Origin of the sequence: Hymenobacter siberiensis, assembly GCF_018967865.2 — a bacterium.
GTDB lineage: Bacteria > Bacteroidota > Bacteroidia > Cytophagales > Hymenobacteraceae > Hymenobacter > Hymenobacter siberiensis.
The window spans coordinates 2544981-2568408 of record NZ_JAHLZY020000001.1 but is presented as its reverse complement, the minus strand read 5'-3'; the positions used below and the strand labels follow the sequence as shown (position 1 = coordinate 2568408).

Below are 23428 nucleotides of genomic sequence, written 5' to 3'. Positions count from 1 at the left end.
CGCCCGGCCACTACGGTCGCGGATTTCAGCTTGTCGCTCTATGCCTTGTTACGTAAAAAAAATGCTGGTTTTGGCCGGCACCCTATTGGTCATCAACGCTCCGGCTGAGGCCCAGTCGCGCAAAAAAGCCAAGGGCACTCCCGCGCCCGTCGCTGCGGCCCAAGCCGACCAGACCGACTCGCTGGCCCTGCGCAAAATTTTCGATGAAGCCCTGCTGCGCGGCGAGAGCTACGACAACCTGCGCTACCTCACCGGCACCATCGGGCCCCGCCTGTCGGGCTCGCCGCAGGCCCAGCAGGCCGTGGAGTGGGGCAAGGCCACCATGGAAAAAGCCGGGTTCGACCGCGTGTACCTGCAGGAGGTGATGGTGCCACACTGGGTGCGCGGCAGCAAGGAGCGCGGCGAAATCATTGGGAATAAGGACAAAGGCGTGCGGGTGCCGGTGTGCGCCCTGGGCGGCTCGGTGAGCACCGGCGGCAAGCTGAAGGCCGGCGTGGTGGAAGTGCACAGCCTGGAAGAAGTGAAAAATCTGCCCGAAGCGGCCGTGAAAGGCAAGTTCATATTCTATAACCGGCCCTTCAACGATGTCCTCATTGAGCCGGGCGCGGCCTACGGCGGGGCCGTGGACCAGCGCGCCAACGGGGCCATCGAAGCCGCCAAACGCGGGGCCGTGGGGGCCCTGGTGCGCTCCATGACCAGCGCCCGCGACGATAACCCGCACACCGGCACCATGCGCTACGTCGAGGGCGTGGCCAAGGTGCCCGGCGCCGCCCTTAGCACCAATGCCGCCGACCGGCTCAGCCAACTCCTCAAGGCCAACCCCGACCTGCAGTTTGAGCTGGAAATGGAGTGCATTACCCTGCCCGACGAAAAAAGCTACAACGTGGTAGGCGAAATCAAGGGTAGCAAATTCCCGCAGGAAATCATCACCGTGGGTGGCCACCTCGATTCCTGGGACCTGGCCCAGGGCGCCCACGACGACGGCACCGGCTGCGTGCAAAGCATGGAGGCCCTACGCCTGCTGCGCGCCGCCGGCTTCAAGCCCGAGCGCACGGTACGCGCCGTGCTCTTCATGAATGAAGAAAACGGCACCCGGGGCGGCAACGAATACGCCCGCCTGGCCGCCCAGAATCAGGAAACGCACCTCGCCGCCATCGAGTCGGACGGGGGCGGGTTCACGCCGCGCGGCTTCACCGTGGAGGGCGACCCCGCCACGGTGGCCAAGCTGGCCCGCTTTGCCCCGCTGCTGCGGCCCTACCACGCCGCCGACGTAACGGCCGGCCACTCCGGCACCGATATCGAGCCCCTGCAAGCCGCTGTGCACCCCAAAGCCCTCATCGGCTACAAGTGCGACTCGCAACGCTATTTCGACATTCACCACACCGCCGCCGACACCTTCGACAAAGTGAACCGCCGCGAGCTGGAGCTGGGCGGGGCCAGCATGGCGTCGCTGATTTACCTGCTGAGCAAGTATGGCTTGTAAATCACTGATTTTCGCGGATTAACCGTGATTTCGCTGATTTCTTTTCCGTAGAAACGGCCCCACCTGCTTGCGCGGGTGGGGCCGTTCTGTTTCATAGCGGGCTCGTGTTCGGAATCGCCGGAAGACTCCGTTAGCGAATCAGCGAAATCACGGTTAATCCGCAAAAATCAGTGATTTAGTTCTGGCCCAGAATCGAGAACAGCTCGTCGAGCTTGGGCGTGAGGATGATGTCGGTGCGGCGGTTCAGGGCCTTGTTGGCGGGGGAGTCGTTGGCCACCACGGGCATGTACATCGAGCGGCCCGAGGGCGTAACCTGGGCGGGGTCCATGCCGGCCGTGGTGAGCAGGCGGGTGATTTCCGTGGCCCGCATCACGCTCAGGTCCCAGTTGTCCTTAGCCCCGCTGGCCGTGGTGCCTTTGATGGGCACGTTGTCGGTGTGGCCTTCTACCAGCACGTTCACGTCCTTGTTGTCTTTGAGGGCGGTGGCCAGCTTGCGCAGGGCATCCTGGCCTTTGGGGTCTACTTTGGTCGAGCCCGATTTGAAGAGCAGCTGCTCGGAAAGCGACACGTATACCTTGCCGTTTTTCACGCTCACCTGCAAATCCTGGGCGTTAAAGCCCAGCAGGGCATCCGAAACGCGCTGGCGGAGGGCTTTGGTAGCGGCATCTTTCTGGGCCAGGGCATTTTGCAGGTCGGCGATGCGGGCGTTTTTATTTTGCAGGTCGGCATTCTTGTTCTTGATGTCTGTTTCGGCATCGCCCAGATTCTGATTCAGCTGGCTAACCTGCTGGTTTTTATTGAGAATCGAGTTGCGTAGCTCATCCTCGTTGCGGGCTTTGGCCGAGGCCAGGGCATTTTTTTCCAGCGCCAGCTGGTCGCGCGATTTGGTGAGGTCGGAGTTCTGCTGTTGCAGGGCCGCGATTTCTTTCTGGTTGCAGCCGGGCAGTGCCAGCAGCGTGGCACCTAGCAGCATGGTGGGGAGGAGGCGGAAATTCATAAGTGTGAAAGAGAAGTAAAGAAGTCGATTAGACCTCGAAATGGTCCAGCCTTAAAACGGAGCCCACCCGCAGGGGTTACCTTTGGCGAAGTTCTATGCACGTTTCTCCTCTACTTAGCACCGTTTGGAAGCGCATGGGGCCGGCGTGCCGGGCCACCGGACTAGCCGTGGCTCTGCTGTGCGCAGCCGGCCCAAGTGCTGCTCAGGGGCATTCTGGGAGTGCATTGCCCGCAAATCAGCAAGCTCCTGCGCGCTACTGGGTATCGCTGGCCGATAAGGCGGGCGCACATTTTAGTCCGAAGCACTATTTTTCGCCCGCCGCGCAGGCCCGTCGCGTTCGCCAGCACCTCCCGGCGTTTGATGCCACCGACCTGCCCGTGCGGTCCGATTACGTGGCCGCCATCGCGGCGCGGGTCGACACCATAACGCTGGTCAGCCGCTGGTTCAATGCCGTGGCCTGCCGGGCCACTCCGGCCCAGGCCGCCGCGCTCCGGGCGCTGCCCGGCGTGGCCCAGGTCGAAGCGTGGCCGCAGCGCACCGCTGAAGCAGCCGCTCATCAGGCAACCAAACCAGTACGCTACGAACCTGCCAGCGCACCCAAGCCTATTTCCGCCAACGACTACCTGCTGGCCCGCCGCCAAACAGCCTACCTCGACGGGGCCGCGCTGCGGGCGGCCGGACTTGCCGGGCAGGGCATGCGCATTGCCGTGTTCGATGTGGGCTTTAGGGGGCTGCCCGAGCACCCGGCGTTTCGGGAGTTGGTGGCGGGCCGGCGCATCGTGGCCACCCACGACTTTCTGCGCAACCGCGACGACGTATTCATCGGCGGCAGCCACGGCACCGAGGTGATGGGCTGCCTGGCCGGCCGCTTGCCCGGTGGTCCCGGCGGCACGTCGGGCCCGGCCCTGGGCCTCGCGCCCGATGCCGAGTACCTGCTGGCCCGCACCGAGCAGCTGCACCGCGAACGCTACGCCGAGGAGGAAGCCTGGCTGGCCGCCGTGGAATGGGCCGACCGCCTCGGGGCCGACATCATCAATTCCTCGCTGGCTTATACCGAGCAGCGCTATTTCCCCGAGCAGATGGACGGGCACCGCAGCCTCATTGCCCGCGCCGCCAACCTGGCCGCCCGCAAGGGCGTGCTGGTGGTGAGCGCCGCCGGCAACGACGGCGACGACGACTGGGTTCGTATCGGCACGCCCGCCGATGCCGACTCGGCGCTGGCCATTGGCGGGCTCGACCCCGAAACCGGCCTTCACGTCGCTTTCAGCTCCTACGGCCCCACCGCCGACCGCCGGCCCAAGCCCAACCTGGTGGCGTTCGGCATTGTACTCACCACCACGCCGGGCGGCGGCTACGAGCGGCTGGAGGGCACTTCCTTTGCCTCGCCGCTGGTGGCGGGCTTCGCGGCCTGCCTGTGGCAGCAGCACCGGGAGCTCACGGCCATGCAGGTGTTTCGGGGGCTCGAAAAATCGGCGGAGCTGTACCCGTACTTCGACTATGCCCACGGCTACGGGCGGCCCCGCTTCGCGCACTTTGCGCTTTCGGTGCCGGCGGTTGCGGCCGGGCCCACGTTCGATTTTGTGCCCCACGACAGCCTGATTGCCGTCGTCATCCGCCCCGAAGCTGCCCTGCGGCCCGCCGAAACGCTGCCGCTCATGGCCGACCAGAGCGAGCCCGCCCTGCCCGCCGCCCTGCCCGCCCCGGAAGCGAAAAGCCCCGCCGACAACGTCCCGCACGTAGGCCGCGAGCAGCCCGTGGGCCCCAGCCCCGCGCCGCTGCCCGAGCCCAGCTACCCGGCCTATCTCTACTGGAACCTGGCGGACCGGCGCGGCGTGCTGCGTCGCTACGAAACCCGCGCCGTGACGCAGCGGCTGGTAGTGCAGGTGCCGCGCCGCTTCCTGGGCGGGGGTAACGTGCTGCGCGTTTATTTCAAAGGCTACACGGCCACATTTTCAGAGTAATGAAACCTGCGGAACTGAACAGGCAAGGGGGGCTGGCCGGGGCTATGCGCCGGGGGCTGGTGCTGCTGGGCCTGCTGGCCGGAGCCCTGCCCGCTGCTCGTGCCCAGCAGGTGCTGGTGCAGGCCAACGTGGCCGATGACACCGTAAAAACGACTTTCGGCCCCAATCGGCGCTATTTCGGGCACGCTTATTTTGGCTATGGGCTGCTGGCCGGCCCGGCGGGCAGCGGCGCGGCCGTGCGCTATGGGCTGGGCTCGGCGGAGTTGCGCGGCGGCGGGCGGCTCAAGGTCCGGTTCAGCCAGGCGCTGGCGCTCAATGCTGACTTGGGCTATGCCTACCAGCGCTATAATCTGGCCCAAAACGGCCAAAAACTCGTGCCGGCTTCTACCCTGCATCGCAGCGAAAGCTTGGCCCTGCACCAGCTGTATTCCGAGCTCAGCCTGCGGCTGAACTACGGCCGTCGGGGCAACGCCGTGGGCCGCTACGTCGACCTGCTGGCTGGTAGCGGCTGGGTGGCCGCCACCTCCCACATCACCGAAGACGACCCCGCGCCGGGCATCACCTCCGTCGAAACCACCGAGCGGGGCTTGCCTTATTTGCGCCGCTGGTCAGGGTTGGTTGGGGCGCGCGTGGGCGTCGACCGCTATGCCCTTACGGCGCGCTACCGGCTGTCGCCGGTATTTGCGTCCGGCTACGGGGCCTGGCCCGAGCTGCCCCGCTGGATGCTGGGGGTCGAAGTGGGCTTGTTCTGAGTGGGCCAGCGGGCCGGGCTCAAACCCATTGTTGGGCTTTTGCCGTAAAATCCCCGGGCCGGCTTCTCCAAGCTAGTAGGTTTTTATATAGTATCGGCCTCATTCCTCGCCTTACCTTCGTGCATTGAGCCTTCCTTTGGCCTTGCTTTTTTATGAAAACTAAACACCTACGACTTTCTGCCCAAATCCTGCTGGCTGCCGGGCTCACGCTGCAACTGGCCTCCTGCGTGAGCACCGAGCGCGAAGTAAGCAGCTCTTCCACCGACCCTCGCTCTACGTATACGCCGCCGCCCGCCGGCAGCCGTGTGCGCGTGAGCGGCAAAACGGTGCTCAACACCGTGAGTGCTACCCACTCGTTCTCGGACCCGGCCACCCGGGATAATTTCATTTTGCAGCTGCGCGGCCCCCGCGTGCTCACGGCCCAGGCCCACCTCATCGTGACAAGCAGCACCGGCGATACCCTGCGCCACGAAGTGCTGCCCGCCCGCGCCCTGCTCAGCCACACCGATATCGCCGACCCGCAGTCGGCGAGCGTACGCGAACAGGAAATTGCCATTTTGCAGGGCATGAATAACTTCTTTGCCGACACCCATTTCATGCAGCCGGCCATTCCGCCCGGTACCGAGCAGCCCGCCGAGGTAGACGCCAAAACCTGGTCGGCCCTGCGCGAAGACCCCACTACTGTGGGCTTCGATTATCCCGGCGCGGGTGGGTCCGAGCGCCGCATGGCCTATGCCCGCAAGCTGCGCAAGACCGTAGTAATCAGCCAGTAGTCTGAATTTGGTTGATGTTTGACTTTAAGTCGATGACCAAGTTAATTAGCCCGGTCGCCATTCAGTCGCTTCCACTTTCTGTTTTTGAATCATGAAATTCCTGCTCTCTTTCGCTGGCGTATTAGTCGCCATTCTGCTCCTGTTGAAGTTTGTTCCTTCGGCCCCCATCAACCCCGTGCTGCCGTTGCCCCAGGGCCAGCAGGAAGTGAATGGCCACGATTCTGAAGTACCCAAAGGCGCGGGTGCCAATGCCGACGGTGAAGAAGAAGAAGGCGAGACGCTTGGTAACACCAGCATTGCCCCAGCCGCCCCCGGCCAGACCTACGGCGCGGCCATCACGCCCGCCGGGGCCCTGCCCATGAGCGCCCTGGTCACCGCCCTGGGCAGCCGCGATTCGGCCCAGGTGAAGCTGGTGGGCAAAGCCACCGCCGTGTGCCAGGCCAGAGGCTGCTGGATGACCCTGCCCACCGCCGACGGCCAGGACATGCGCGTGAGCTTCCGCGATTATGCCTTTTTTGTGCCCAAAGACCTCAGCGGCCATACCGTGGTAGTGAGCGGCTGGGCGCACCGCCAGACCGTGAGCGTGGCCGAGCAGCAGCACTACCTGCGCGACGCCGGTAAGCCCGAGCCGGAAATTGCCGCCATTACCCAGCCCCGGCAGGAGCTGAATTTTCTGGCCGATGGCGTGCTGGTGCAGAACTAACATCACTCGCCAGCAACCGGAATACATACCACGTCATGCTGAGCGAAGTCGAAGCATCGCTACCGCACAAGTAATCTATTTACTATCGCGGCAGGGATGCTTCGACTTCGCTCAGCATGACGTTTTTTTGTCGCCTCTTACCGACGCTATACTCCCGCCATGCCCGATACTCCCGCCATTCAGCACCGCATTCAGGCCCTCACCGAGCAGTTGCACCACCTCAATCACCAATATTATCAGCTCGATATCTCGGAAATTTCCGACCAGGAATTCGATAAGCTATTGGCCGAGCTGCAGCAGCTCGAATCCGCGCACCCCGACCTGGCCCTGCCCAACTCGCCCACCCGCCGCGTGGGCGGCACCATCACCAAGCAGTTTCCCACGTCGGTGCACCGCTTTCCCATGCTCAGCCTGGGCAACACCTATTCCGAAGACGACCTGCGCGAGTTCGATGAGCGGGTGCAAAAAGGGCTGGAGGGCGCGCCGTATGCTTACGTCTGTGAGTTGAAAATTGACGGCGTGGCCATGAGCCTGCGCTACGAGCACGGCCAGCTCACCCAGGGCGTGACCCGTGGCGACGGCACCCGTGGCGACGTGGTGACGGCCAACGTGCGCACCATCAAAACCCTGCCGCTGGCCCTGCGCCCCGGCCCCGACCAGCCCGAAGATTTTGAGGTGCGCGGCGAGGTATTCCTGCCGCTGCCGGTGTTTGAGGAGCTAAACGCCGAGCGCGAGCAGAATGGCGAAGCCCTGCTGGCCAACCCCCGCAACGCCGCCAGCGGCACCCTCAAGCTTCAGAATTCGGCTCAGGTGGCGGCCCGCAAGCTGCGTTTTTACGCCTATTCGCTGCTCACGCCGGGCCGGCACTTCGCCAGCCACAGCGCCGCTCTCGAAGCCCTGAGCCAGTACGGCCTGCCGGTTTCGGATACCTGGCGGCGGGCTTCCACTATCGATGAAGTACTCGGATTCGTGCATTACTGGGCCAAAAAACGCTTCGACCTGCCCGTGGCCACCGATGGCATTGTCATCAAGGTCGACGACCTGCGCCAGCAGGACCAGCTGGGCTACACCGCCAAAAGCCCGCGCTGGGCCATTGCCTATAAGTACCCCGCCGAAGCCGCCCGCACCCGCCTCAACGACGTGCTCTACAACGTGGGCCGTACCGGGGCCGTCACGCCCGTGGCTGTGCTCACGCCCGTACCGCTGGCCGGCACCGTGGTAAAGCGCGCCACTCTGCACAACGCCAACCAGATAGAGCTGCTCGACCTGCGCCTCGGCGACCTGGTGTACGTAGAAAAGGGCGGCGAAATCATCCCCAAAATTACGGGTGTGGACCTGACCGCCCGGCCCGCTGATGCGGTGCCCATCCAGTACCCCACGGCGTGCCCGGCCTGCGGCACGCCGCTGGTGCGGCCCGAGGGTGAGGCGCATTTCCGCTGCCCCAACGAGCGCGGCTGTCCGCCCCAGCTCAAGGCCCGCCTGGAGCATTACGTGAGCCGTAAAGCGCTAAATATCGACGGTCTCGGGGCCGAAACCGTGGGCCGCCTGTTCGACCTGAAAATGGTTGTCACGCCCGCCGATATCTACGACCTGCCCGCCCGCCGGCCCGAGCTGGTGACGCTGGAGCGCCTCGGCGAAAAGAGTATCGATAACCTCATCACCGGCATTGAGGCCAGCAAACAGGTGCCGTTTCCGCGCGTGCTGTTTGGCATGGGTATTCGGTACGTGGGCGAGACGGTGGCCCAGAAGCTGGCTGCCCATTACCGCGGCATTGACGCGCTGATGGCCGCCACCGCCGAGGAAATGGCCGCCGTGCCCGAAGTGGGTGGCGTGATTGCCGTGGCCGCCGCGCACTGGTTTCAGCAACCCGAAAACCGCACGCTGGTGGAGCGCCTGCGCCAGGCCGGCGTGCAGCTGGAAGTGACCGGCGAAGCGCCCGTGCCTGCTTCCGACCGGTTGGCCGGCCTCACGTTCGTTATTTCGGGGGTGTTTGAGCAGCATAGCCGCGAGGAGCTGCAGCACCTCATCACTTCCAACGGGGGTAAAATCACGGGTTCCATCAGCAAAAAGCTGAGCTACCTGGTGGCCGGCGATAACATGGGCCCCGCCAAGCGCGAAAAAGCTCTGGGCTTCAAAGTCCCCATTATCTCCGAAATCGACCTGATGGGGATGCTGCCCGCCGCCGATGCCGGTGCGCCCGCCGAAGCTGCCGCCGCCGTGCTGCCTGCGCCCGTTATGCCGGGGCCGGGCCGGCAGGGAAACCTATTCTAGGTGTGCCGCTGGAATATTCCGATAATGGAGGAAAAGGCAAGAAACCTTGAAGCTTTATTAAGTTCTGCGCAAATAGTTCGGCTAAGTTTTTGTCTATGGACTGAAATCCCGACCTTTGACCTCCATTTTCCCATCCATGCGCGCATTTCTTCTTTTTGCATTCCTGATTGGCCAAGCTCTGTGGGTCCCTGCGTTGCAGGCGCAGTGTATCGCCCTGGCCGACTTACTGGCCATCGGGGCCGAGCCCACAGCCCTCGCAACCCCTAAAGTGGTGACGGACCACCTCACCTTTGAGTGGACGTATATGGGCCCCACGGCCACCGTGCGCGAGGCAGCCTGGACGTACGTGCCCGCCGGCAGCACCACGCCCACGGCCCGCCTGCAAATGCGCGCCCAACGCCCCGGCCAGGACGTGGTGCTGAAAACCACCCAGGCCAGCTGCGTGCGCGACTTGGGCCGTGAACTTAAAAGCCGCAAGCTCACGGCTCAGCCCGTGACCTGCCCCAGCTGCGAAGCCGTGCGCTACCAGGGCCCCGACTTCGAAGCCACCATTTACAGCCAGATGAAGGGCGAATTTCCCTACGTAGTAGTGGTGCACCAGGTGCCGCCCGGCATGCCGCCCGCCGCCAGCGGTACCGGCGGCGTGAAAGCCCCGTAATATTCCCCCCCCCCCAATTGCTACCAAGCAAAAAGTCCCCGCTGCGATTGCAGCGGGGACTTTTTGCTTGGTAGCAATTGGCTTAGAACGACTGCAAGATGTTGTTGCGCAGCGTCTTGGGGGTCCAGTAGCCGCTGGCGATGATGCGGCGGATGGTGAAGAGCGGGTCCTGCTGGTCGCGCTTTTCGGCCAGCGAGAAGGCAGCCACGAAGCCGCGCTTTTTCAGCTCGGGGAAGGCCTGGGTATTCCAGAGGCCGAAGGGGTAGGCGAAGTAGTTGATTTTCTTGCCCGTGATTTCTTCCAGCGTTTTGGTGGGCTTGTCGATTTGGGTTTCCCAGTCCTTGCCCTGGTACTTCTTCACGTTGTGGTGGTCCCAGGTGTGCGAGCCGATGATGTTGCCTTCGTCAGATAGCTGCTTCACCATGGCTTTGGTCATGTAATGGGGGCGGCCCAGGCTCACGGTCATCACGAAGTACATGGCCTTGTAGCCGTACTGCTCCAGCGTGGGCCGGGCAATGGTGAACTGGTCGAGGTCGGTGTCATCAAAGGTGAGCATGATGGGCTTGCTCGGCAGCTTGGCCCCGGTGGTCATGTAGGCGTAGAGCTGGTCGGGCGAGATGGTGTGGTAGCCCGAGTCGGCCAGCATTTTAATCTGGGCCTTGAATTGTGCGATGGGAATGATATAGTCCTTGGCACCCTTCGAGTCGCGGGCCGTCCAGTCGCGAATCTGGTGGTAGCACAGAATGGGCACCTGCGGGCGGGCCAGAATGGCGGCCGCGTCGCCGGTTTTGCTGGCTGGGATGCTGCCGGGGGCCGGGGCGGGCGTGGCGTTGGCCTCATCGGTGGCGGTGGCCTGGGTGCCAGACGTTTCGGCGGCGGCGGGTGGGGCAGCCTCTACAGTAACGCTGCTGTTGGCCGTTTCACCGGTGGTGGCGGTTTTAGTGTCGCAGGCGGCCATGGCAAGGGCACCCAGCAGGAGGGAAGCAGAGGAAAATTTCATTGAAACACGCGCGAAGCCGGGCTTCGCAACCGGGGGAATGGGTGATGAATAAAGACGGGCGAACAAAAGGCCCGCGCAAAGCGGACCTACCTGCTACTTTTGTAACCCACAAAACTAACTCTCAAACTCCCGGCATGAACAAATCCGCCTCCCGTCTGCCCGCGTTTCATGGTACGGGCGTGGCCCTGGTCACCCCATTCACCCCGGAACAGGCCGTGGATTACGATGGCTGGCGCCGCCTGCTCGATTTCTGCATCGATGGCGGGGTCGATTACCTCGTGGTGAACGGCACCACCGGCGAGTCGCCCACCACCACGGCCGACGAGAAAACCGAGCTGCTGCGCGTGGCCAAGGAGCACGTGGCCGGCCGCGTGCCGCTCGTCTACGGCATTGGCAGCAACGACACGGCCGCCGCCGAAGAAGCCCTGCGCACCACCGACCTCAGCGGCGTGGCCGCCATCCTGTCGGCCAGCCCCGCCTACAACAAGCCCAGCCAGGCCGGCATCATTGCCCACTACACCCGCCTGGCCGATGGCAGCCCGCTGCCCATTATCCTCTACAACGTGCCCGGCCGCACGGCCTCCAACCTCACCGCCGAAACCACGCTGCGCTTGGCCCAGCACCCCAACATCATCGGCATCAAGGAAGCCAGCGGCTTTATGGAGCAGTGCCTGGTCATCGCGGCCAATAAGCCGAAGGATTTCCTGCTGATTTCGGGCGATGACATGCTCACGCCCGCCCTCATTGCCTGCGGCGGCGAAGGCATTATTTCGGTAATGGCCAATGCCTACCCCAAGCGCTTTGCCGAGCTCACCCGCGCCGCGCTGGCCGGCGATTTCGCCACTGCCCGCGAAGGCCTGTTTCACCTGCTGCCCCTCAACCCGATGATGTATGAGGAAAGCAACCCCGTGGGCGTGAAAGCCGTGCTCGAAGTCCTGGGCGTGTGCGGCGCGGCCGTACGCCTGCCGCTGCTCGAAGCTACCGAGGGCCTGAAAGACCGGATTCGGAAGGCGCTGTAGAGCGCTCCGGCAAAGCCGAATGCGCTAGGCTGCCAGCTCCTGGGTGGCCTGGCGCTCGCCGGCCACTATCAGGAAGCCGTAGCCGAACACGAAGAGGTTCAGACCCAGCTGCAGGTCCAGCGGCGCATCGACCAGCATGCTGGCGGCCTGTACCAGCAGGAAAAGTCCGATGGCTGGCTGCCGCCGCGCCCAGGGCCGGGTAAGTGGCCAGAACATTAGCGCCAGCAGCAGGGTCAGGCCCAGCACACCGCCGCCCACCATGGCCTGCAGGAACTGGTTGTGCACCTCAATGCGGTTTTCGGTTCGCAGGCCAAATCCCTGCCAGTCGTACTGGTGCATCATGGCCGCCCGGGCATCGGCCGGGGCTACGCCCACCAGCCAATGCTGGGCAATGACCTGCCGGGCGGTTTCGATGGCGACCAAACGCCGTGACAGGGAAGTTTCGTTGATGTCATGCTCATTCGTGAACTGCCTCACGTCCCATAAGGACGAATCTACCCGTTTGCGCACCGATTCGAGCCCCCGATAGGCCGCCCATGGGCCCACCATCAACAGCACGAGCAGCGCCAGGCCCAGCACCAGATTACGGCGCATGAGCAGGCGCACCACCACCGCCAGCAGGGCCGCGTAAAACACCAGCAGCCCGGTGCGGTATGCCAGTACGTGCAGCGTGAGCGCCGCCACGGCTGCCGCCCCCAGCAGGGCCGCCCGCAGCCACGGGCGCGCCAGCTCGTGCCGCCGCAGCATCATGCCCCAGAAGGCCCCCAGGGCCAGCATCACCCCGAAGGTGATATGAAAAATGTGGGTGGCTACCGGCATGTTCCGACCCAAAAGGATATCCTCGTTGGCCGCCGTGGGGTCTTGCCAGTATTGTGCCAGGGTAATTAGTCCCACGGCGGCCACGCTCAGCACAAACCCGCTGCCCACCGCCAGGCGCTGCCCCCGCGTGAGGGGCACGGCCAGCGTGAAGGCCAGCGGCACCGCCAGCCAGGTCAGGTCGCGGAATAATTCGTGCCGCCACACCAGCAAATCAGTGGTATATAAGCCACTAACCAGCAGAAAAACTACCACGGCTGCCGCCCGCATCGCTGCCCCATTACGGAAATACCCCAGAATGGCGTGCCGCAGCTGCGGGTTGGTCAGGGCTGCCACCACGCCCACGATGGGCGCAATGGCAATGAGCGCCCGCGAAGCCAGCAGGCCCGCAATGCCCGCCAGACAAGCCAGCAGCAGCAGATACTGCGAAAGCCGGCCGGATAAATAATGCTGCACGAAAAAGAAGGGGATGGTATTTTAGGTTTGAAAAAACGATGGCACAGAACGTCATGCTGAGCGCAGCCGAAGCATCTCTACTGCAATAGCAACTAATTACTACTGCGTTAGAGATGCTTCGGCTGCGCTCAGCATGACGTTCTTTTGCTCACTGCTCACTGCTCACTGCTCACTGCTCACTGCTCACTGCTCACTGCTACCAGCCGCTGGCCAGTACGTCGGCCACGTGTAGGCACTTCAACGGCAGCTTCTCCTTTTTAATATAGGATTCGAGGTGCATGAGGCAGCTCACGTCGGTGCTCACGATGAAATCGGCCCCGGTGTCGAGGGCGTACTCTACTTTCTGCTGGGCCATGGCCACGGAAATGGCTTCAAACTTTACCGCAAACGTGCCACCGAAGCCGCAGCAGGTGGTGGTTTCGGCCATTTCAATGCGCTCCAGGCCGGCCACGGCATCCAGCAGCTGGCGCGGCTGCGCCCGGATGTGGCACTCGCGCAGGCCTGAGCAGGAGTCGTGGTAGGTGTACTTGCCATCCAGGCGCGCCCCGGGTATGGCCGTGATTCCCAGCACATCCACCAGGAATTCGGTTAGCTCGTGCACGCGGCCCTGCACGGTCTGGCAGGCGGCGCGCCCGGGTTGGTCCGTATACAAATCGGTATAGCTGTTGCGCACCATGCCCACGCACGAGGCCGACGGGCTCACGATGTAGCGCTGGGTATCGGTAGCCGGCGCGGCAAAATCGGTCAGGAACTTATCGGCCACTGCCCGGCTCTGGTCTACGTAGCCGGCGTTGTAGGCCGGCTGGCCGCAGCAGGTTTGGTTGGGGTTGTAGTTGGCTTTTACGCCCACCCGCTCCAGCACGCGCACCATGTGCATGGCCGTGGCCGGGTAAAGCTGGTCGACGAAGCAGGGGATGAAAATATCGACGGTAGTCGGCATCAGCACAAAGTATTAGTGAAACCCAAAAATCTGGCCCGCCGCCACCCGGGCCTGTCCGAACGCCACCGGGTTCAGTCCCGAATCTACTTCCTTTTCGGCTAGAAAAGCCAATAAATTCTCAGTAGCCATGTTGCCCGTCAGCTCATCGGTGGCCATGGGGCAGCCGCCAATGCCGCCAATGGCCCCGTCGAAGCGGCGGCAGCCGGCCGCGTAGGCGGCGGTCACTTTCTCGTGCCAGGTGGTGGGCGTGGTGTGCAGGTGCGCCCCAAACTCAATGGTCGGGAAAGCCGGAATCAGGGCCGCAAACAGCGGCTCGATGGTGGCCGCTATGGAGGCCCCAATGGTATCGGACAGCGCCACGATGCGGATACCCAGCGCCGCTAGCCGCGCCGTGAAATCGGTTACGATTTCCGGGTTCCAGGCATCGCCGTAGGGGTTGCCGAAGCCCATGGACAGGTAGGTAACCAGGGTTTTGCCGTGCTGCTCGCAGCGCTCGTGCATGGCGGCCACGTCGGCCAGGGCTTCGGTCGGGCTCTGGTTGGTGTTGCGCCGCTGGAAGGTTTCCGATACCGAGAGCGGAAAGCCCAGGTAGCTGATTTCGGGGTGTTGCAGGGCCGCTTCGGCCCCGCGCAGGTTGGCCACGATGGCCAGGAGCTTGGTGCGGGTGGTGCTCAGGTCGAGACCGGCCAGCACTTCGGCCGTATCGCGCAGCTGCGGAATGGATTTAGGTGATACGAAGGAGCCAAAGTCCAGCGTATCAAAACCCACTTGCAGTAGGGTATTGAGGTAGGCGGTTTTGGTGGCCGTGGGAATGAAGTCGGGCAGGCCCTGCATGGCATCGCGGGGGCATTCAATAAGCTTCATGGGCAGGGGTGTGAGGGGGCCGGGGTGAATGTCCCAAAGGTAGCAGCCCGCGCCGCTGTGGGCCGAACTACCCGCCGGACTGTCGTGTTGGGAGGCATGCACAATAAGTGGTTTGCTACCCGGGGCGGCTGGTTGCCCGGCTACTCTTCGGATTCTTATGGCTCCTGCTGTTCGGGGCCGCCCTGCTTTTCAGCGCCGGCTGCAGCAAGCAGCAAACCCTGCAGGCGCTGTTTCGAAAATCGACCCCGCACCAGGCCTACGCCCGCCAGCTGCATCAGGCCGGCCTCGATCAGCGCCCGGCGGGCCGCGCCTGGCTCACGGCCGCCGCCCAGGCCCTGCGCGACTCGCTGGTGGTCGCTTTGCCCTTTGCCGAAACCGGCTATTTCCGCCCCGAGCGCCCCGCCGCTGCCAGCTACCGCTATGCCGTGCAGGCCGGCGGGCAGGTACACGTGAGCCTCGCCCTGGCCCCGGGCACCAATGCCCGCGTGTTTCTGGATGCGTTTGAAATGGTGCCCGGCCGCACCCCGCCCCCCTGGCCAATGCCGATACGCTCACCCTCGACTTCCGCTACCGGGCCGAAACCATTGGCCAGCACCTGCTGCGGGTGCAGCCCGAACTGCTAGCCGCCGGCCGCTACACCCTGCGCCTGCGCCGCGAGCCCAGTCTGAGCATATTCCCGGTGCTGGGCCGCCGCGATGCCGCCGCCGGCAGCTTCTGGGGCGCCGACCGCGATGGCGGAGCCCGCCGCCACGAGGGCATCGATATTTTTGCCCCGCGCGGCACACCCGCCGTGGCCGCCACGGCGGGCTATATCAGCCGCACCGGCGAAACCCCGCTGGGTGGCCGCGTGGTGTGGCTGGCCGATGCCGAGCACGGCGAACACCTCTATTATGCCCACCTCGACAAGCAGCTGGTGGTGCCCGGCCAGCACGTGCGCGCCGGCGACACGCTGGGCCTGGTGGGCAATACCGGTAATGCCCGGACTACCTTGCCGCACCTGCATTTTGGCGTCTATCGCAGTGGTCAGGGCGCGCTCGACCCGCTGCCGTTTGTACGCCGCGCCGCCCGCCCGCCCAGTGCCCCCGCCGGCCCCGACCGCCGGGGCGAGTTCGTGCGGTTGCGGACGGAAGCTGTGCTCCGTCCATCGCCGGAATCCGGCCAAAATATTGCTATTCAACAGCTAATAAAAGCCCCGTAGCACGGCTCCTTACTGATACTCGGTCAGCAAGGAGCCGTGCTACGGGTGCAAACCCCCACCGGCCAGATTGGCTGCGTGACTGCCAGGGCCGTGGAAGCGGCAGTGGCCGCGCCCCTGCGCCGACTGTCGCTACCCGTGGCTACCGACCTGCTGGTGGGGCCGGAACGCGCCGCGCCGGCCTGGGGGGCACTGGCAGCCCGTACTCCCGTGGTGGTGCTGGGGCAGGCGGCCCAATATAGCCTGCTGCGAGGCCCGCAGGGCGAAACCGGCTGGGCCATTCTTTGGCTTCGAGATTGATGGTCTGGTAGTTGGGTGCTGCTGGGCGGGCATCCGGCCCGGCCATTTCCTCCCAATAAAATAGCCCGGCGGGTGGTGGGGAGTAGCCTTTGCGCAGGCCGAAGGGACGGTCGTGGCTGGCAGCAGGTGGCGGTGGGTTGCTGGGCTCAAAGTTGAGGTCGGCGAGGTCGGAAATGCGGGGAAAGCGCCTGGCATCGGCCGAGGGCTGCGCCTGGGCGGGGGGCGAAATAAAGAGCAGGCAGGCTGCCGCGCCGAGGAAGCGTAAAGCAGGGAAGGGCATTGAGCAAGAATCAATAAATGCGATTACAGAGGCTGTACGCAGGATTACGCCCCGGCGGATGAAGCTGCAACTCTGGCCTGCGCATTGCGTTAGCAGGGGCAAAGGTCGTACTTTGCGGCCGGCTGGCTCGTTTTCGCGGGCATTTTGGCCGCTTGGTTTTCACCATCACTTTCCTGTTTTTATGCCTGATTCTTCCTCTTCCAACTGGGCCGACATGGCCGCCTCGCTGCTCGGCAAGCTCTCGGGCGGCGTTGAGCTTAGCTGCGCCTTCGACCAGATTGAGTTGCAAGTGCCCAACCCGCAAAACCCCAGTGCCCCCGCCGCCACTTGGAAGCTGAACGGCTCCCTGCGCATCCGAACGCGGGGCGAGCAGCCGGGCGCGCCCCAATTGCCCACCAGTACCAACCCCACCCCCGGTGCCTAGCACGCTCGAAATCGATGCTCAGCTGGTCATCACCTGGAACGGCCATGCGTTGCAGCTGGCTGCTTCCGGTACCTACCTCATCCTGAACATTCCGAGTCAGCAGGTGCTCGACCAGCTCACGGCGGGCCCGCCCAAGCCGCCGGGAATTCCTAAAGCTCCCAAATCCACCGGCCCCGACCCGCTCCAGCAAATCAACGACCTGGCCCGGCAGTTGGGCTGGGTGCTCGACCTGCGCGTGGGCGGCAAAACCTACGTGACTTTTGGCGTGCAGCGCACTCCAAAAATTACCCTCAACGCCGTGCTGGGTAAAATTGGGTCGTTCTTCAAGTAGCGCAACTTTCGGGCAATTCTGAGGGGCTGTGCAACTAATTACCACCGGGTTAGTTTTCATAGTACACCCCCTTGGTGCTACCCCATGAACTCCGAATACGAACGTAATAATCAGGTAGGAGCCCGGCGCAACTCGTCGTCGTTTGGCCGTATCGAACGAATGCCTCCGCTGCTGATGGCTGGCTACCTGGCCATGGTGGCCATCACCATCATGTTTGTCATGCTGGTGGCGGCCTACGTGTCCACCCGTGTGCGCAGCGGGGTGCCCACCGGGCTTCACTCGCTACCCCGCTACTTCTCACTCAGCACCATTGTGCTGCTGGTGAGCAGCTACACCATGGGCCAGGCCCGGCGCCTCTACGCGCAGGACGACTTGGGCAGTCTGGCCCGCTGCCTCGGGGCCACGCTGCTGCTGGGCTGCATATTTGCCGGCCTGCAACTGCTGGGCTGGCGCGATTTGATGACGCAGGGCGTGCTCTTCCAGGGTAGTACCAGCACCAGCAGCGGCCAGTTCATCTACCTGATATCGGCGCTGCACGTGGCCCACCTGCTGGGCGGAATGCTCTTCTTGCTGGCATTGCTGCTCCGCGTGACCCACGCCGACCGCGATGCCGTGCGCGCGCTCGTCTTTATCCGCAACCCGTATTACCGGCGGCAGTTACAGCTCCTGGGTGCCTACTGGCACTTCATCGATGTGTTGTGGGTGGCACTGTTCGCCGTCTTTCTTTTTATGTATTGAAATCGAATATTAGTTATTGATTTTCAACGCAAAGGGCCGCTCCATCTGGAGCGGTCCTTTGCGTTGAAAATCGTGCAGTGAACCGGCCCCGGTCCGACCGCCCTAGGCGGTCGGACCGGGGCCGGGCGGTAACCAAATACTTAAGCTCGGCTAAGGTTTCACCTCCAGCCAACCTTTGAAAGAGCGGCCATCGGTGTACGTTACGAAGTAGTAGTACATACTGGCGCTGCCTTCGCCGGGCCAGCGGAATCCCCGGTCCTTCGACTCGAAGAGCAACTGCCCCCAGCGCGAGAAAATCCGGACGCTGGCAAACTGCTCATCGCAGAAGTTTAGCGGCAGCCCTGGCAGGCGGAACTCGTCGTTTACCTGGTCGCCGTTTGGGGTGATGATGTTGTAGAGCTTCAGCTCCGGCGAGTCGGGCCGGATGATTTCGAAGCGTACGGTCTGCCGCTGGGCGACGGGCCGGCAGGTGGCGTCTACCAGCTGGAAGGTTACGTCCAACGGGCGACGCAGTGCCACGGCATCGCAGCTCACGTCCCAGCGAAACTGGCCGGCGGCCACGCCCACACCATTCTGGGCTTTGAAGCTCATCCCGGCTTCGGCCAATGAGAAATTTTCGCTGGTAGCCGTCATTGTCAGGCCGTCGCGGTCGGCATCTACGCCAGCCAGCGTGGCGGTGAACGTGGCTCCCAGTGGCAGGCGTACCACGGGCAGCAGCCCCGCGCCCGTGGGCAGCGGGAAAAGCGGGCTGGCCGTGAGCACCGGTGGCGTATTGGTGTAGCGCACCACGATGGGCACCGAAATCATCGTCGCCTGTCGCTTGGCGCAAGGCGAAGTGGCCGCTTCAAACTGAAACACCAGCACCGAATCCGGCCCCACCGCCCGGCAGTCGACGCGCCAGCTGAAGCGGCCCAGCTGCTGGTTGCCGGCCGATGCCTGCGTGAGCGTGGCGTCCAGGCTGGCGGGAGAAAATCCTCGCCCGCTCATTTCCAGTTGAATGGGGTCATTATCGGGGTCGGTGCCCGTCAGGTTGAAGGTGACCAGGTCGCCCACGCGCACGTGCAGGGGCAGGCCCGGACCGGCCGTGGTAGTAAGCGTAGGGAGCGAGTTAGGCGGTGGCACCGACGTGAAGGCCACGCGCACGGTATCGCGCTTGGGCAAGCTGCAGCCGTCGTCGCCCACCACCACATCCAACAGAAATACCTTGCCCTGGGTGTCGATGCAGGCGGGAAAGCAGAGGGTGGCCGTGAGCGTATCGGGCTGGCCGGGGCTGCGCACCGCGCCGCTGGTGGCCGTGGTGAACGCCGGCAGCAGGCCCGAAAAATTAACCGGACTCAGCGACAGCGACAGGCGCGAGTTGGGGTCGGGGTCGGTGAAGCGCAGGCGCACGCAGTGGTTGCCGCCCGGCACCAGGCGCAGGGTATCGCGGCCCGGCCGGTAGGGCACATTGCCGGTGGTGGCAGGCAGCAGTACCATGCTGGGCTTGGTGTTGGTGGGGCAGTTGAGGACCATGAGCTGAAAATCGCGGCGGCATTCCCCGATTTTTTCGCCCTTCCGGTATTCCGAGCAGCTCACTCCGAACACAAACAGGCCCAGGTTGCTGGGCCGCACCGTGAGCCGCCCCGTGAAGCGGTTGATTTGCAGCGTAGGCGTGCCCGGAATCTGGTTGAGCGGGCCCAGGGGCGGCAGCGCCGGCTGGCCGGGCAGTGCCGGGGCGGGCAGCTGCCAGGTGATGGGGGAGTAGGGCCCCGGCGAAGCCGCAGCCGGCTTGGGCGTGCTGGTGCTGGAATGCCCGTTGAGCGGGGTCATCAGCTCGTAGACCAGCGAGTCCTGGTCGGCATCCTTGCCCCCGAAGTCGTAGTAAAACAGCTCGTTGCGGCAGGCATAGTCGGCCAAGGGCGGGAAAATGCGGGGCGTGGAATCGTAAAAAGGCTGGCCGCGCCGTACCACGGCCGGAAATTCGAGGTAGAAGGTTTGGGCCGCCGCGCCGGGGTCCACAATGTTGCTGATGGAGTTGTTGCGGCAGCAGCGCTCCACGGCCGCGTAGTAGCCCTGGGGCCCGTTGTAGGTGCCGGGCGGCAGCGTAATCAGCTTGCTGTACACCAGCCGGCGGGTGCTGAGCGTGGGCTTGGCGCAGGCTGGGTTGGTGTAGCTTACGAAGGTGTTGCTGGTGAGGGGCAGCAGCACGTTCATCATCCGGTCGTTGGTAGCTTTGTCGAAAATGCTGGCCGTCAGGTCGGCATCGAGGGCACTGGGGCTGCCGTTGTAGGCATCAAAGTAGAGGTTGAGCAGCAGCGTGTACGAGTCACCGGAATTGTGCACCAGCTCCATTTCACCCCCCACGATGTGCGTAGCATTCGCTGGCCCCGCTACGCCCAGCCAACCTGTTATAAACAACAGAAAACCAAGCAGGAAGGGGTGAGGCAGGCGGAAGCGGTAGGGCATGCCAAAAGAGAAAAAGCGAATTAAATTGTGATAAAGCCGAAATATACGACCAGCCCCGCCAACATATAAGCCCGCCCGCTGCGGGCATCTGGGGCGCGTGGCTACCACTGCCGGCCCAGCCACTTTTACCTTCGCCACCGTACCTTCGGATGCTGATTTTTCAACCGCCGCGGCCTGGATTCAACCTCCTCACCTTTCCACGATTTCTTTTTATGCATCGTCGTCTCTACGCGCTATTTGTCAGTGCCTTGCTCAGCGCTCCCGGGTTGCTGCTGGCCCAATCTACGCCATCGGCGTCGCAGCAGATTACAGCTGGGCCAGATGCCGGCCTGGTCTGCGCGGCGGGCCGCATTGCCAGCGCCCAGCGCACGGCTACCTCATCGGTGACCCACCGCGCCCGCATGAACCGCTACGATGTCAAATACTACAAGCTCGACCTGGCCCTGGAAAACACCTCGCTGAACGTGGCCGGCTCGGTGCTGATGCGCGTGCGGGTGGGCAGCCAGGCCCTCGATTCGCTCGCGTTCGAGCTCTACCAGGCCCCGGCAGGCTCGCCCGCCGGCACAGCCACGCTGCTCATCGACTCGGTGGTGGTGAACGGGAAACGCTCGCCCGGCATCCGGCGCGTGGGGCAGGACGTGATGGCCCGGCTGGCCCAGGTGGCTCCCGCCAATGCCCTGGTCGATGCCCGCATCTACTACCATGGCACGGCCCCGAGCGGAAATTCGGCCGCCATCGGCAACGGCCTGAGCAACCGCACCCAGGGCCAGATTGGCTACAACATCACCATCCCGTACAACATCACTTACAGCCTGTCGGAGCCATTCTCAGCCCACGAGTGGTTTCCCTGCAAGCAGGTGCTCACGGATAAAGCTGATTCCTGCGACGTGTGGGTGACCACCACGCTGCCCAATAAAGTGGGCTCCAACGGCGTGCTCACGCGCACCGTCACGCTGCCCAATAACAAGGTGCGCTACGAGTGGAAATCGCGTTATCCGATTGATTATTACCTGATTTCGGTAGCGGTGGCTCCGTATGTGGAATACGTGAACTACGCGCACCCGGCGGGCGGGCCCACGGTGCCCATCGTCAACTACCTCTACAACCAGGCGGCCCTGACTTATTATCAGAGCGAGATTGACCGCACGCCGGGCTTCATCGAAAACTACTCCAGTCTGGTGGGCCTCTACCCGTTTGCCAACGAGAAGTACGGCCACAGCATGGCCCCGCTGGGCCTGGGCGGTGGCATGGAACACCAGACCATGACCACGCAGGACGGGTTTTTCTTCAACCTCACCGCCCATGAGCTGTTCCACCAGTGGTTCGGCGACAACGTGACCTGCGCCTCCTGGGAGGATATCTGGCTGAACGAGGGCTTTGCTTCCTACGGCGAATACCTTTCGTATCAGGCCTTTGCCACTCCCGCCAGTGCCCGCACCTGGATGGACAATGCGCACGGCACGGCCCAGCAGAATTCCGGCAGCGTGTACGTGGCCGATACCACCAACGTGAACCGCATTTTCAGCACCGCTCTGACCTATAAGAAGGGCGCGGCCGTTATCCACATGCTGCGCTATCTGCTGAACGATGACGTAAAGTTTTTCCGCGCCCTGCGCACGTACCAGACCACCTACCGCGCCTCCACGGCCCATACCGCCGACTTGCAGCGCATCTTCGAGGCCGAAGCCGGCCGCTCGCTCACCTACTTCTTTCAGCAGTGGTTCCGGGGCAATGGCTACCCTACCTTCAACGGCCGGTGGAACCAGGTGGGCAGCATCGTCGTGCTGCGCGTGACCGAAACGGCCTCGGTGCCCACCGTCACGTCATTCTTCGATACCGAAGTCGACTACCGCCTCACCTTCACCAACGGCACCACGCAAACGGTGCGCCTGCGCCAGACGCAGGCCACCCAAACGTTTCAGTTTGCGGCCACCGGCACAGTTTCCAGCATCACCGTCGACCCCGACCAGTGGATTCTGGACCTGCCCGCCGCCGCGCCCGTGCGCGACAACACCCTCGTGCTCGCCACCCGCGCCACGGCCGGCGTGACCCCACTCACCCTCTTTCCGGTACCCTGCCACAACCAGTTGCAGCTCGCCGCCGTGCCCGCTACCACCGCGCGGGCCGAAGTAGTAGATGCCACCGGCCGCGTAGTGCTGCGCCAGGCTCTGCAAGCAGCACATCCTCAGATTGATACTCACAGCTTGGCATCGGGCCTGTACTACCTGCGCCTGCTGGGCCTCGATGGCAATATGCTGGGCCGGGCGCAGTTTGTGCGGGAATAGCGCCCTGCTTCGTCACCCAAAATAAAGGCCGCTCCCAATCCGGGAGCGGCCTTTATTTTGGTTAATATATTGGTAATGAGCCGTTAGAACTGGTTGTGGTATTCGGCTATCAGGGCTTGGGTGGCCGGCGTGGGCGGCGGGGCATCCAGCAGGTGCCGGAGCAGCTCATCAAACGAGCCGGCGGGTGTGAAACCGGGTTGCAGCACCGCGTTGTTGGTGAGGCGGATAAACATGGGCTGACCGTTTACTGCTACCAAATCGATGGTAACCAGGCCGAAGCGCTGGTTGCAGTGGCCGGTATCGGGGCAGTCGGTAGGGTTGGGCTTGAAGAGTTGCTTGAGCACGGTTTCGCGCAGGTGCTGCTTGCGTTGGGTGCACTGGTCGGCGCAGGCGCGGTGGTAGCCCAGCCCGAGCAGGCGCTCGCCCAGGTGCTCGTAGAAATGTCGGAAATTGCCCGGCCCGATGGTGGGGTCGAAGAAAAATATGGCTCCCTGGCGGCCCTGTTCGTGTAGCTGCTGCACTTGCAGGCCGCGGCTGCCGCCGGCTCCGCCCTTGCGCAGGTGGTAGGCCTTGTAGTAGGGCTCCAGCCAGTTCAAAAACACATGCTGCTCTACCCAGCGGGCGTGTCGCCGAACCTGCGCCGCCGTGAGTGCCACGGCGTGCCAGGCAGCCGGGGCGGCCTCTTCAGGGCGAAATAACTGCTGAATGAAATTGAACAAAACAAGATGCTTTAGTGG

The 23428-nt window shown here is 63.7% G+C and carries 22 protein-coding genes; 15 read left to right on the top strand and 7 right to left on the bottom strand.

Features of this window, described 5'->3' with window-relative positions; genetic code table 11:
• Positions 1-61 precede the first annotated feature (61 nt).
• Positions 62-1483 (top strand): M20/M25/M40 family metallo-hydrolase, encoded by a 1422-nt coding sequence (locus KQ659_RS11410; protein WP_226929950.1) that lies wholly within the window; start codon positions 62-64, stop codon positions 1481-1483.
• A gap of 175 nt (positions 1484-1658) precedes the next feature.
• On the opposite strand, the gene KQ659_RS11405 is transcribed toward KQ659_RS11410, so the two are convergent.
• The gene (locus tag KQ659_RS11405; RefSeq protein WP_226915550.1) at positions 1659-2480 is read right to left on the bottom strand and encodes an OmpA family protein; all 822 of its coding nucleotides are present in this window, start codon (positions 2478-2480) and stop codon (positions 1659-1661) included.
• A gap of 224 nt (positions 2481-2704) precedes the next feature.
• Here KQ659_RS11405 and KQ659_RS11400 point away from each other — a divergent pair, with 224 nt between their 5' ends.
• The 6 genes from KQ659_RS11400 to KQ659_RS11375 all read left to right on the top strand — a co-directional run bounded on the left by KQ659_RS11400 (position 2705) and on the right by KQ659_RS11375 (position 9598).
• The gene (locus tag KQ659_RS11400; RefSeq protein WP_216688685.1) at positions 2705-4441 is read left to right on the top strand and encodes a S8 family serine peptidase; all 1737 of its coding nucleotides are present in this window, start codon (positions 2705-2707) and stop codon (positions 4439-4441) included.
• Complete coding sequence (locus KQ659_RS11395) at positions 4441-5193, top strand: hypothetical protein (protein ID WP_216688686.1); 753 nt, start codon at positions 4441-4443, stop codon at positions 5191-5193. The genes KQ659_RS11400 and KQ659_RS11395 overlap by 1 nt, the downstream gene beginning before the upstream one ends.
• Positions 5194-5345: 152 nt before the next feature.
• Positions 5346-5966 (top strand): hypothetical protein, encoded by a 621-nt coding sequence (locus KQ659_RS11390; protein ID WP_216688687.1) that lies wholly within the window; start codon positions 5346-5348, stop codon positions 5964-5966.
• Between the two features lie 91 nt (positions 5967-6057).
• Positions 6058-6669: a DUF4920 domain-containing protein gene (locus tag KQ659_RS11385; protein WP_216688688.1), complete on the top strand. Its 612-nt coding sequence runs from the start codon at positions 6058-6060 to the stop codon at positions 6667-6669.
• A 159-nt stretch (positions 6670-6828) separates the two neighbouring features.
• Positions 6829-8940, top strand: a complete 2112-nt coding sequence (gene ligA / locus KQ659_RS11380) for an NAD-dependent DNA ligase LigA (protein WP_216688689.1) — start codon at positions 6829-6831, stop codon at positions 8938-8940.
• A 136-nt stretch (positions 8941-9076) separates the two neighbouring features.
• A complete protein-coding gene (locus tag KQ659_RS11375) occupies positions 9077-9598 on the top strand; it encodes a hypothetical protein (RefSeq protein ID WP_216688690.1) in 522 nt (173 codons plus the stop codon).
• A gap of 82 nt (positions 9599-9680) precedes the next feature.
• Here the strand turns inward: KQ659_RS11375 and KQ659_RS11370 are convergent, their stop codons facing one another.
• On the bottom strand, positions 9681-10598 hold the full coding sequence (locus KQ659_RS11370; RefSeq protein ID WP_226915551.1) for a polysaccharide deacetylase family protein: 918 nt from the start codon (positions 10596-10598) through the stop codon (positions 9681-9683).
• Positions 10599-10732: 134 nt separating this feature from the next.
• Here KQ659_RS11370 and dapA point away from each other — a divergent pair, with 134 nt between their 5' ends.
• On the top strand, positions 10733-11617 hold the full coding sequence (gene dapA, locus KQ659_RS11365) for a 4-hydroxy-tetrahydrodipicolinate synthase (RefSeq protein ID WP_216688691.1): 885 nt from the start codon (positions 10733-10735) through the stop codon (positions 11615-11617).
• Between the two features lie 24 nt (positions 11618-11641).
• Here dapA and KQ659_RS11360 read toward each other — a convergent pair whose 3' ends face one another.
• The 3 genes from KQ659_RS11360 to KQ659_RS11350 form a co-directional block, all read right to left on the bottom strand.
• Complete coding sequence (locus KQ659_RS11360; RefSeq protein WP_216688692.1) at positions 11642-12889, bottom strand: O-antigen ligase family protein; 1248 nt, start codon at positions 12887-12889, stop codon at positions 11642-11644.
• Positions 12890-13085: 196 nt separating this feature from the next.
• Positions 13086-13829, bottom strand: coding sequence for a (Fe-S)-binding protein (locus tag KQ659_RS11355; RefSeq protein ID WP_216688693.1), 744 nt, complete (start codon positions 13827-13829; stop codon positions 13086-13088).
• A 12-nt stretch (positions 13830-13841) separates the two neighbouring features.
• Entirely contained in the window at positions 13842-14693 is an 852-nt protein-coding gene (locus KQ659_RS11350; RefSeq protein WP_216690684.1) for a hydroxymethylglutaryl-CoA lyase, read from the bottom strand.
• A 107-nt stretch (positions 14694-14800) separates the two neighbouring features.
• Here KQ659_RS11350 and KQ659_RS11345 point away from each other — a divergent pair, with 107 nt between their 5' ends.
• The 6 genes from KQ659_RS11345 to KQ659_RS11320 all read left to right on the top strand — a co-directional run bounded on the left by KQ659_RS11345 (position 14801) and on the right by KQ659_RS11320 (position 17961).
• The gene (locus KQ659_RS11345; RefSeq protein WP_216688694.1) at positions 14801-15316 is read left to right on the top strand and encodes a hypothetical protein; all 516 of its coding nucleotides are present in this window, start codon (positions 14801-14803) and stop codon (positions 15314-15316) included.
• Positions 15298-15891 (top strand): M23 family metallopeptidase, encoded by a 594-nt coding sequence (locus KQ659_RS11340; RefSeq protein ID WP_216688695.1) that lies wholly within the window; start codon positions 15298-15300, stop codon positions 15889-15891. Before KQ659_RS11345 ends, KQ659_RS11340 begins: the two co-directional genes overlap by 19 nt.
• 45 nt (positions 15892-15936) lie before the next feature.
• Positions 15937-16188, top strand: a complete 252-nt coding sequence (locus tag KQ659_RS11335; protein ID WP_216688696.1) for a hypothetical protein — start codon at positions 15937-15939, stop codon at positions 16186-16188.
• 461 nt (positions 16189-16649) lie between these two features.
• Entirely contained in the window at positions 16650-16892 is a 243-nt protein-coding gene (locus KQ659_RS11330) for a hypothetical protein (protein ID WP_168672771.1), read from the top strand.
• Complete coding sequence (locus KQ659_RS11325) at positions 16885-17223, top strand: hypothetical protein (RefSeq protein ID WP_216688697.1); 339 nt, start codon at positions 16885-16887, stop codon at positions 17221-17223. The genes KQ659_RS11330 and KQ659_RS11325 overlap by 8 nt, the downstream gene beginning before the upstream one ends.
• Before the next feature lie 84 nt (positions 17224-17307).
• On the top strand, positions 17308-17961 hold the full coding sequence (locus KQ659_RS11320; protein ID WP_216688698.1) for a cytochrome c oxidase subunit 3: 654 nt from the start codon (positions 17308-17310) through the stop codon (positions 17959-17961).
• A 150-nt stretch (positions 17962-18111) separates the two neighbouring features.
• On the opposite strand, the gene KQ659_RS11315 is transcribed toward KQ659_RS11320, so the two are convergent.
• Positions 18112-20406, bottom strand: a complete 2295-nt coding sequence (locus tag KQ659_RS11315) for a T9SS type B sorting domain-containing protein (RefSeq protein WP_216688699.1) — start codon at positions 20404-20406, stop codon at positions 18112-18114.
• Between the two features lie 212 nt (positions 20407-20618).
• Between KQ659_RS11315 and KQ659_RS11310 the strand changes: the two genes are divergently transcribed.
• Positions 20619-22691 carry a M1 family metallopeptidase gene (locus tag KQ659_RS11310; protein WP_216688700.1) on the top strand — a complete coding sequence of 691 codons (2073 nt, stop codon included), beginning with the start codon at positions 20619-20621 and terminating at the stop codon, positions 22689-22691.
• Between the two features lie 83 nt (positions 22692-22774).
• Here the strand turns inward: KQ659_RS11310 and KQ659_RS11305 are convergent, their stop codons facing one another.
• A complete protein-coding gene (locus tag KQ659_RS11305) occupies positions 22775-23410 on the bottom strand; it encodes a hypothetical protein (RefSeq protein ID WP_216688701.1) in 636 nt (211 codons plus the stop codon).
• Positions 23411-23428 lie beyond the last annotated feature (18 nt).

Bases quoted from the DNA above. Each gene is read 5' to 3' on its own strand.
- KQ659_RS11330 (WP_168672771.1), top strand. From the start codon at position 16,650: ATGCCTGATTCTTCCTCTTCCAACTGGGCCGACATGGCCGCCTCGCTG.
- KQ659_RS11390 (WP_216688687.1), top strand. From the start codon at position 5,346: ATGAAAACTAAACACCTACGACTTTCTGCCCAAATCCTGCTGGCTGCC.
- dapA (WP_216688691.1), top strand. From the start codon at position 10,733: ATGAACAAATCCGCCTCCCGTCTGCCCGCGTTTCATGGTACGGGCGTG.
- KQ659_RS11310 (WP_216688700.1), top strand. From the start codon at position 20,619: ATGCATCGTCGTCTCTACGCGCTATTTGTCAGTGCCTTGCTCAGCGCT.
- KQ659_RS11410 (WP_226929950.1), top strand. From the start codon at position 62: ATGCTGGTTTTGGCCGGCACCCTATTGGTCATCAACGCTCCGGCTGAG.
- KQ659_RS11355 (WP_216688693.1), bottom strand. From the start codon at position 13,829: ATGCCGACTACCGTCGATATTTTCATCCCCTGCTTCGTCGACCAGCTT.
- KQ659_RS11350 (WP_216690684.1), bottom strand. From the start codon at position 14,693: ATGAAGCTTATTGAATGCCCCCGCGATGCCATGCAGGGCCTGCCCGAC.
- KQ659_RS11320 (WP_216688698.1), top strand. From the start codon at position 17,308: ATGAACTCCGAATACGAACGTAATAATCAGGTAGGAGCCCGGCGCAAC.
- KQ659_RS11315 (WP_216688699.1), bottom strand. From the start codon at position 20,406: ATGCCCTACCGCTTCCGCCTGCCTCACCCCTTCCTGCTTGGTTTTCTG.
- KQ659_RS11405 (WP_226915550.1), bottom strand. From the start codon at position 2,480: ATGAATTTCCGCCTCCTCCCCACCATGCTGCTAGGTGCCACGCTGCTG.
- KQ659_RS11395 (WP_216688686.1), top strand. From the start codon at position 4,441: ATGAAACCTGCGGAACTGAACAGGCAAGGGGGGCTGGCCGGGGCTATG.
- KQ659_RS11375 (WP_216688690.1), top strand. From the start codon at position 9,077: ATGCGCGCATTTCTTCTTTTTGCATTCCTGATTGGCCAAGCTCTGTGG.
- KQ659_RS11385 (WP_216688688.1), top strand. From the start codon at position 6,058: ATGAAATTCCTGCTCTCTTTCGCTGGCGTATTAGTCGCCATTCTGCTC.
- ligA (WP_216688689.1), top strand. From the start codon at position 6,829: ATGCCCGATACTCCCGCCATTCAGCACCGCATTCAGGCCCTCACCGAG.
- KQ659_RS11370 (WP_226915551.1), bottom strand. From the start codon at position 10,598: ATGAAATTTTCCTCTGCTTCCCTCCTGCTGGGTGCCCTTGCCATGGCC.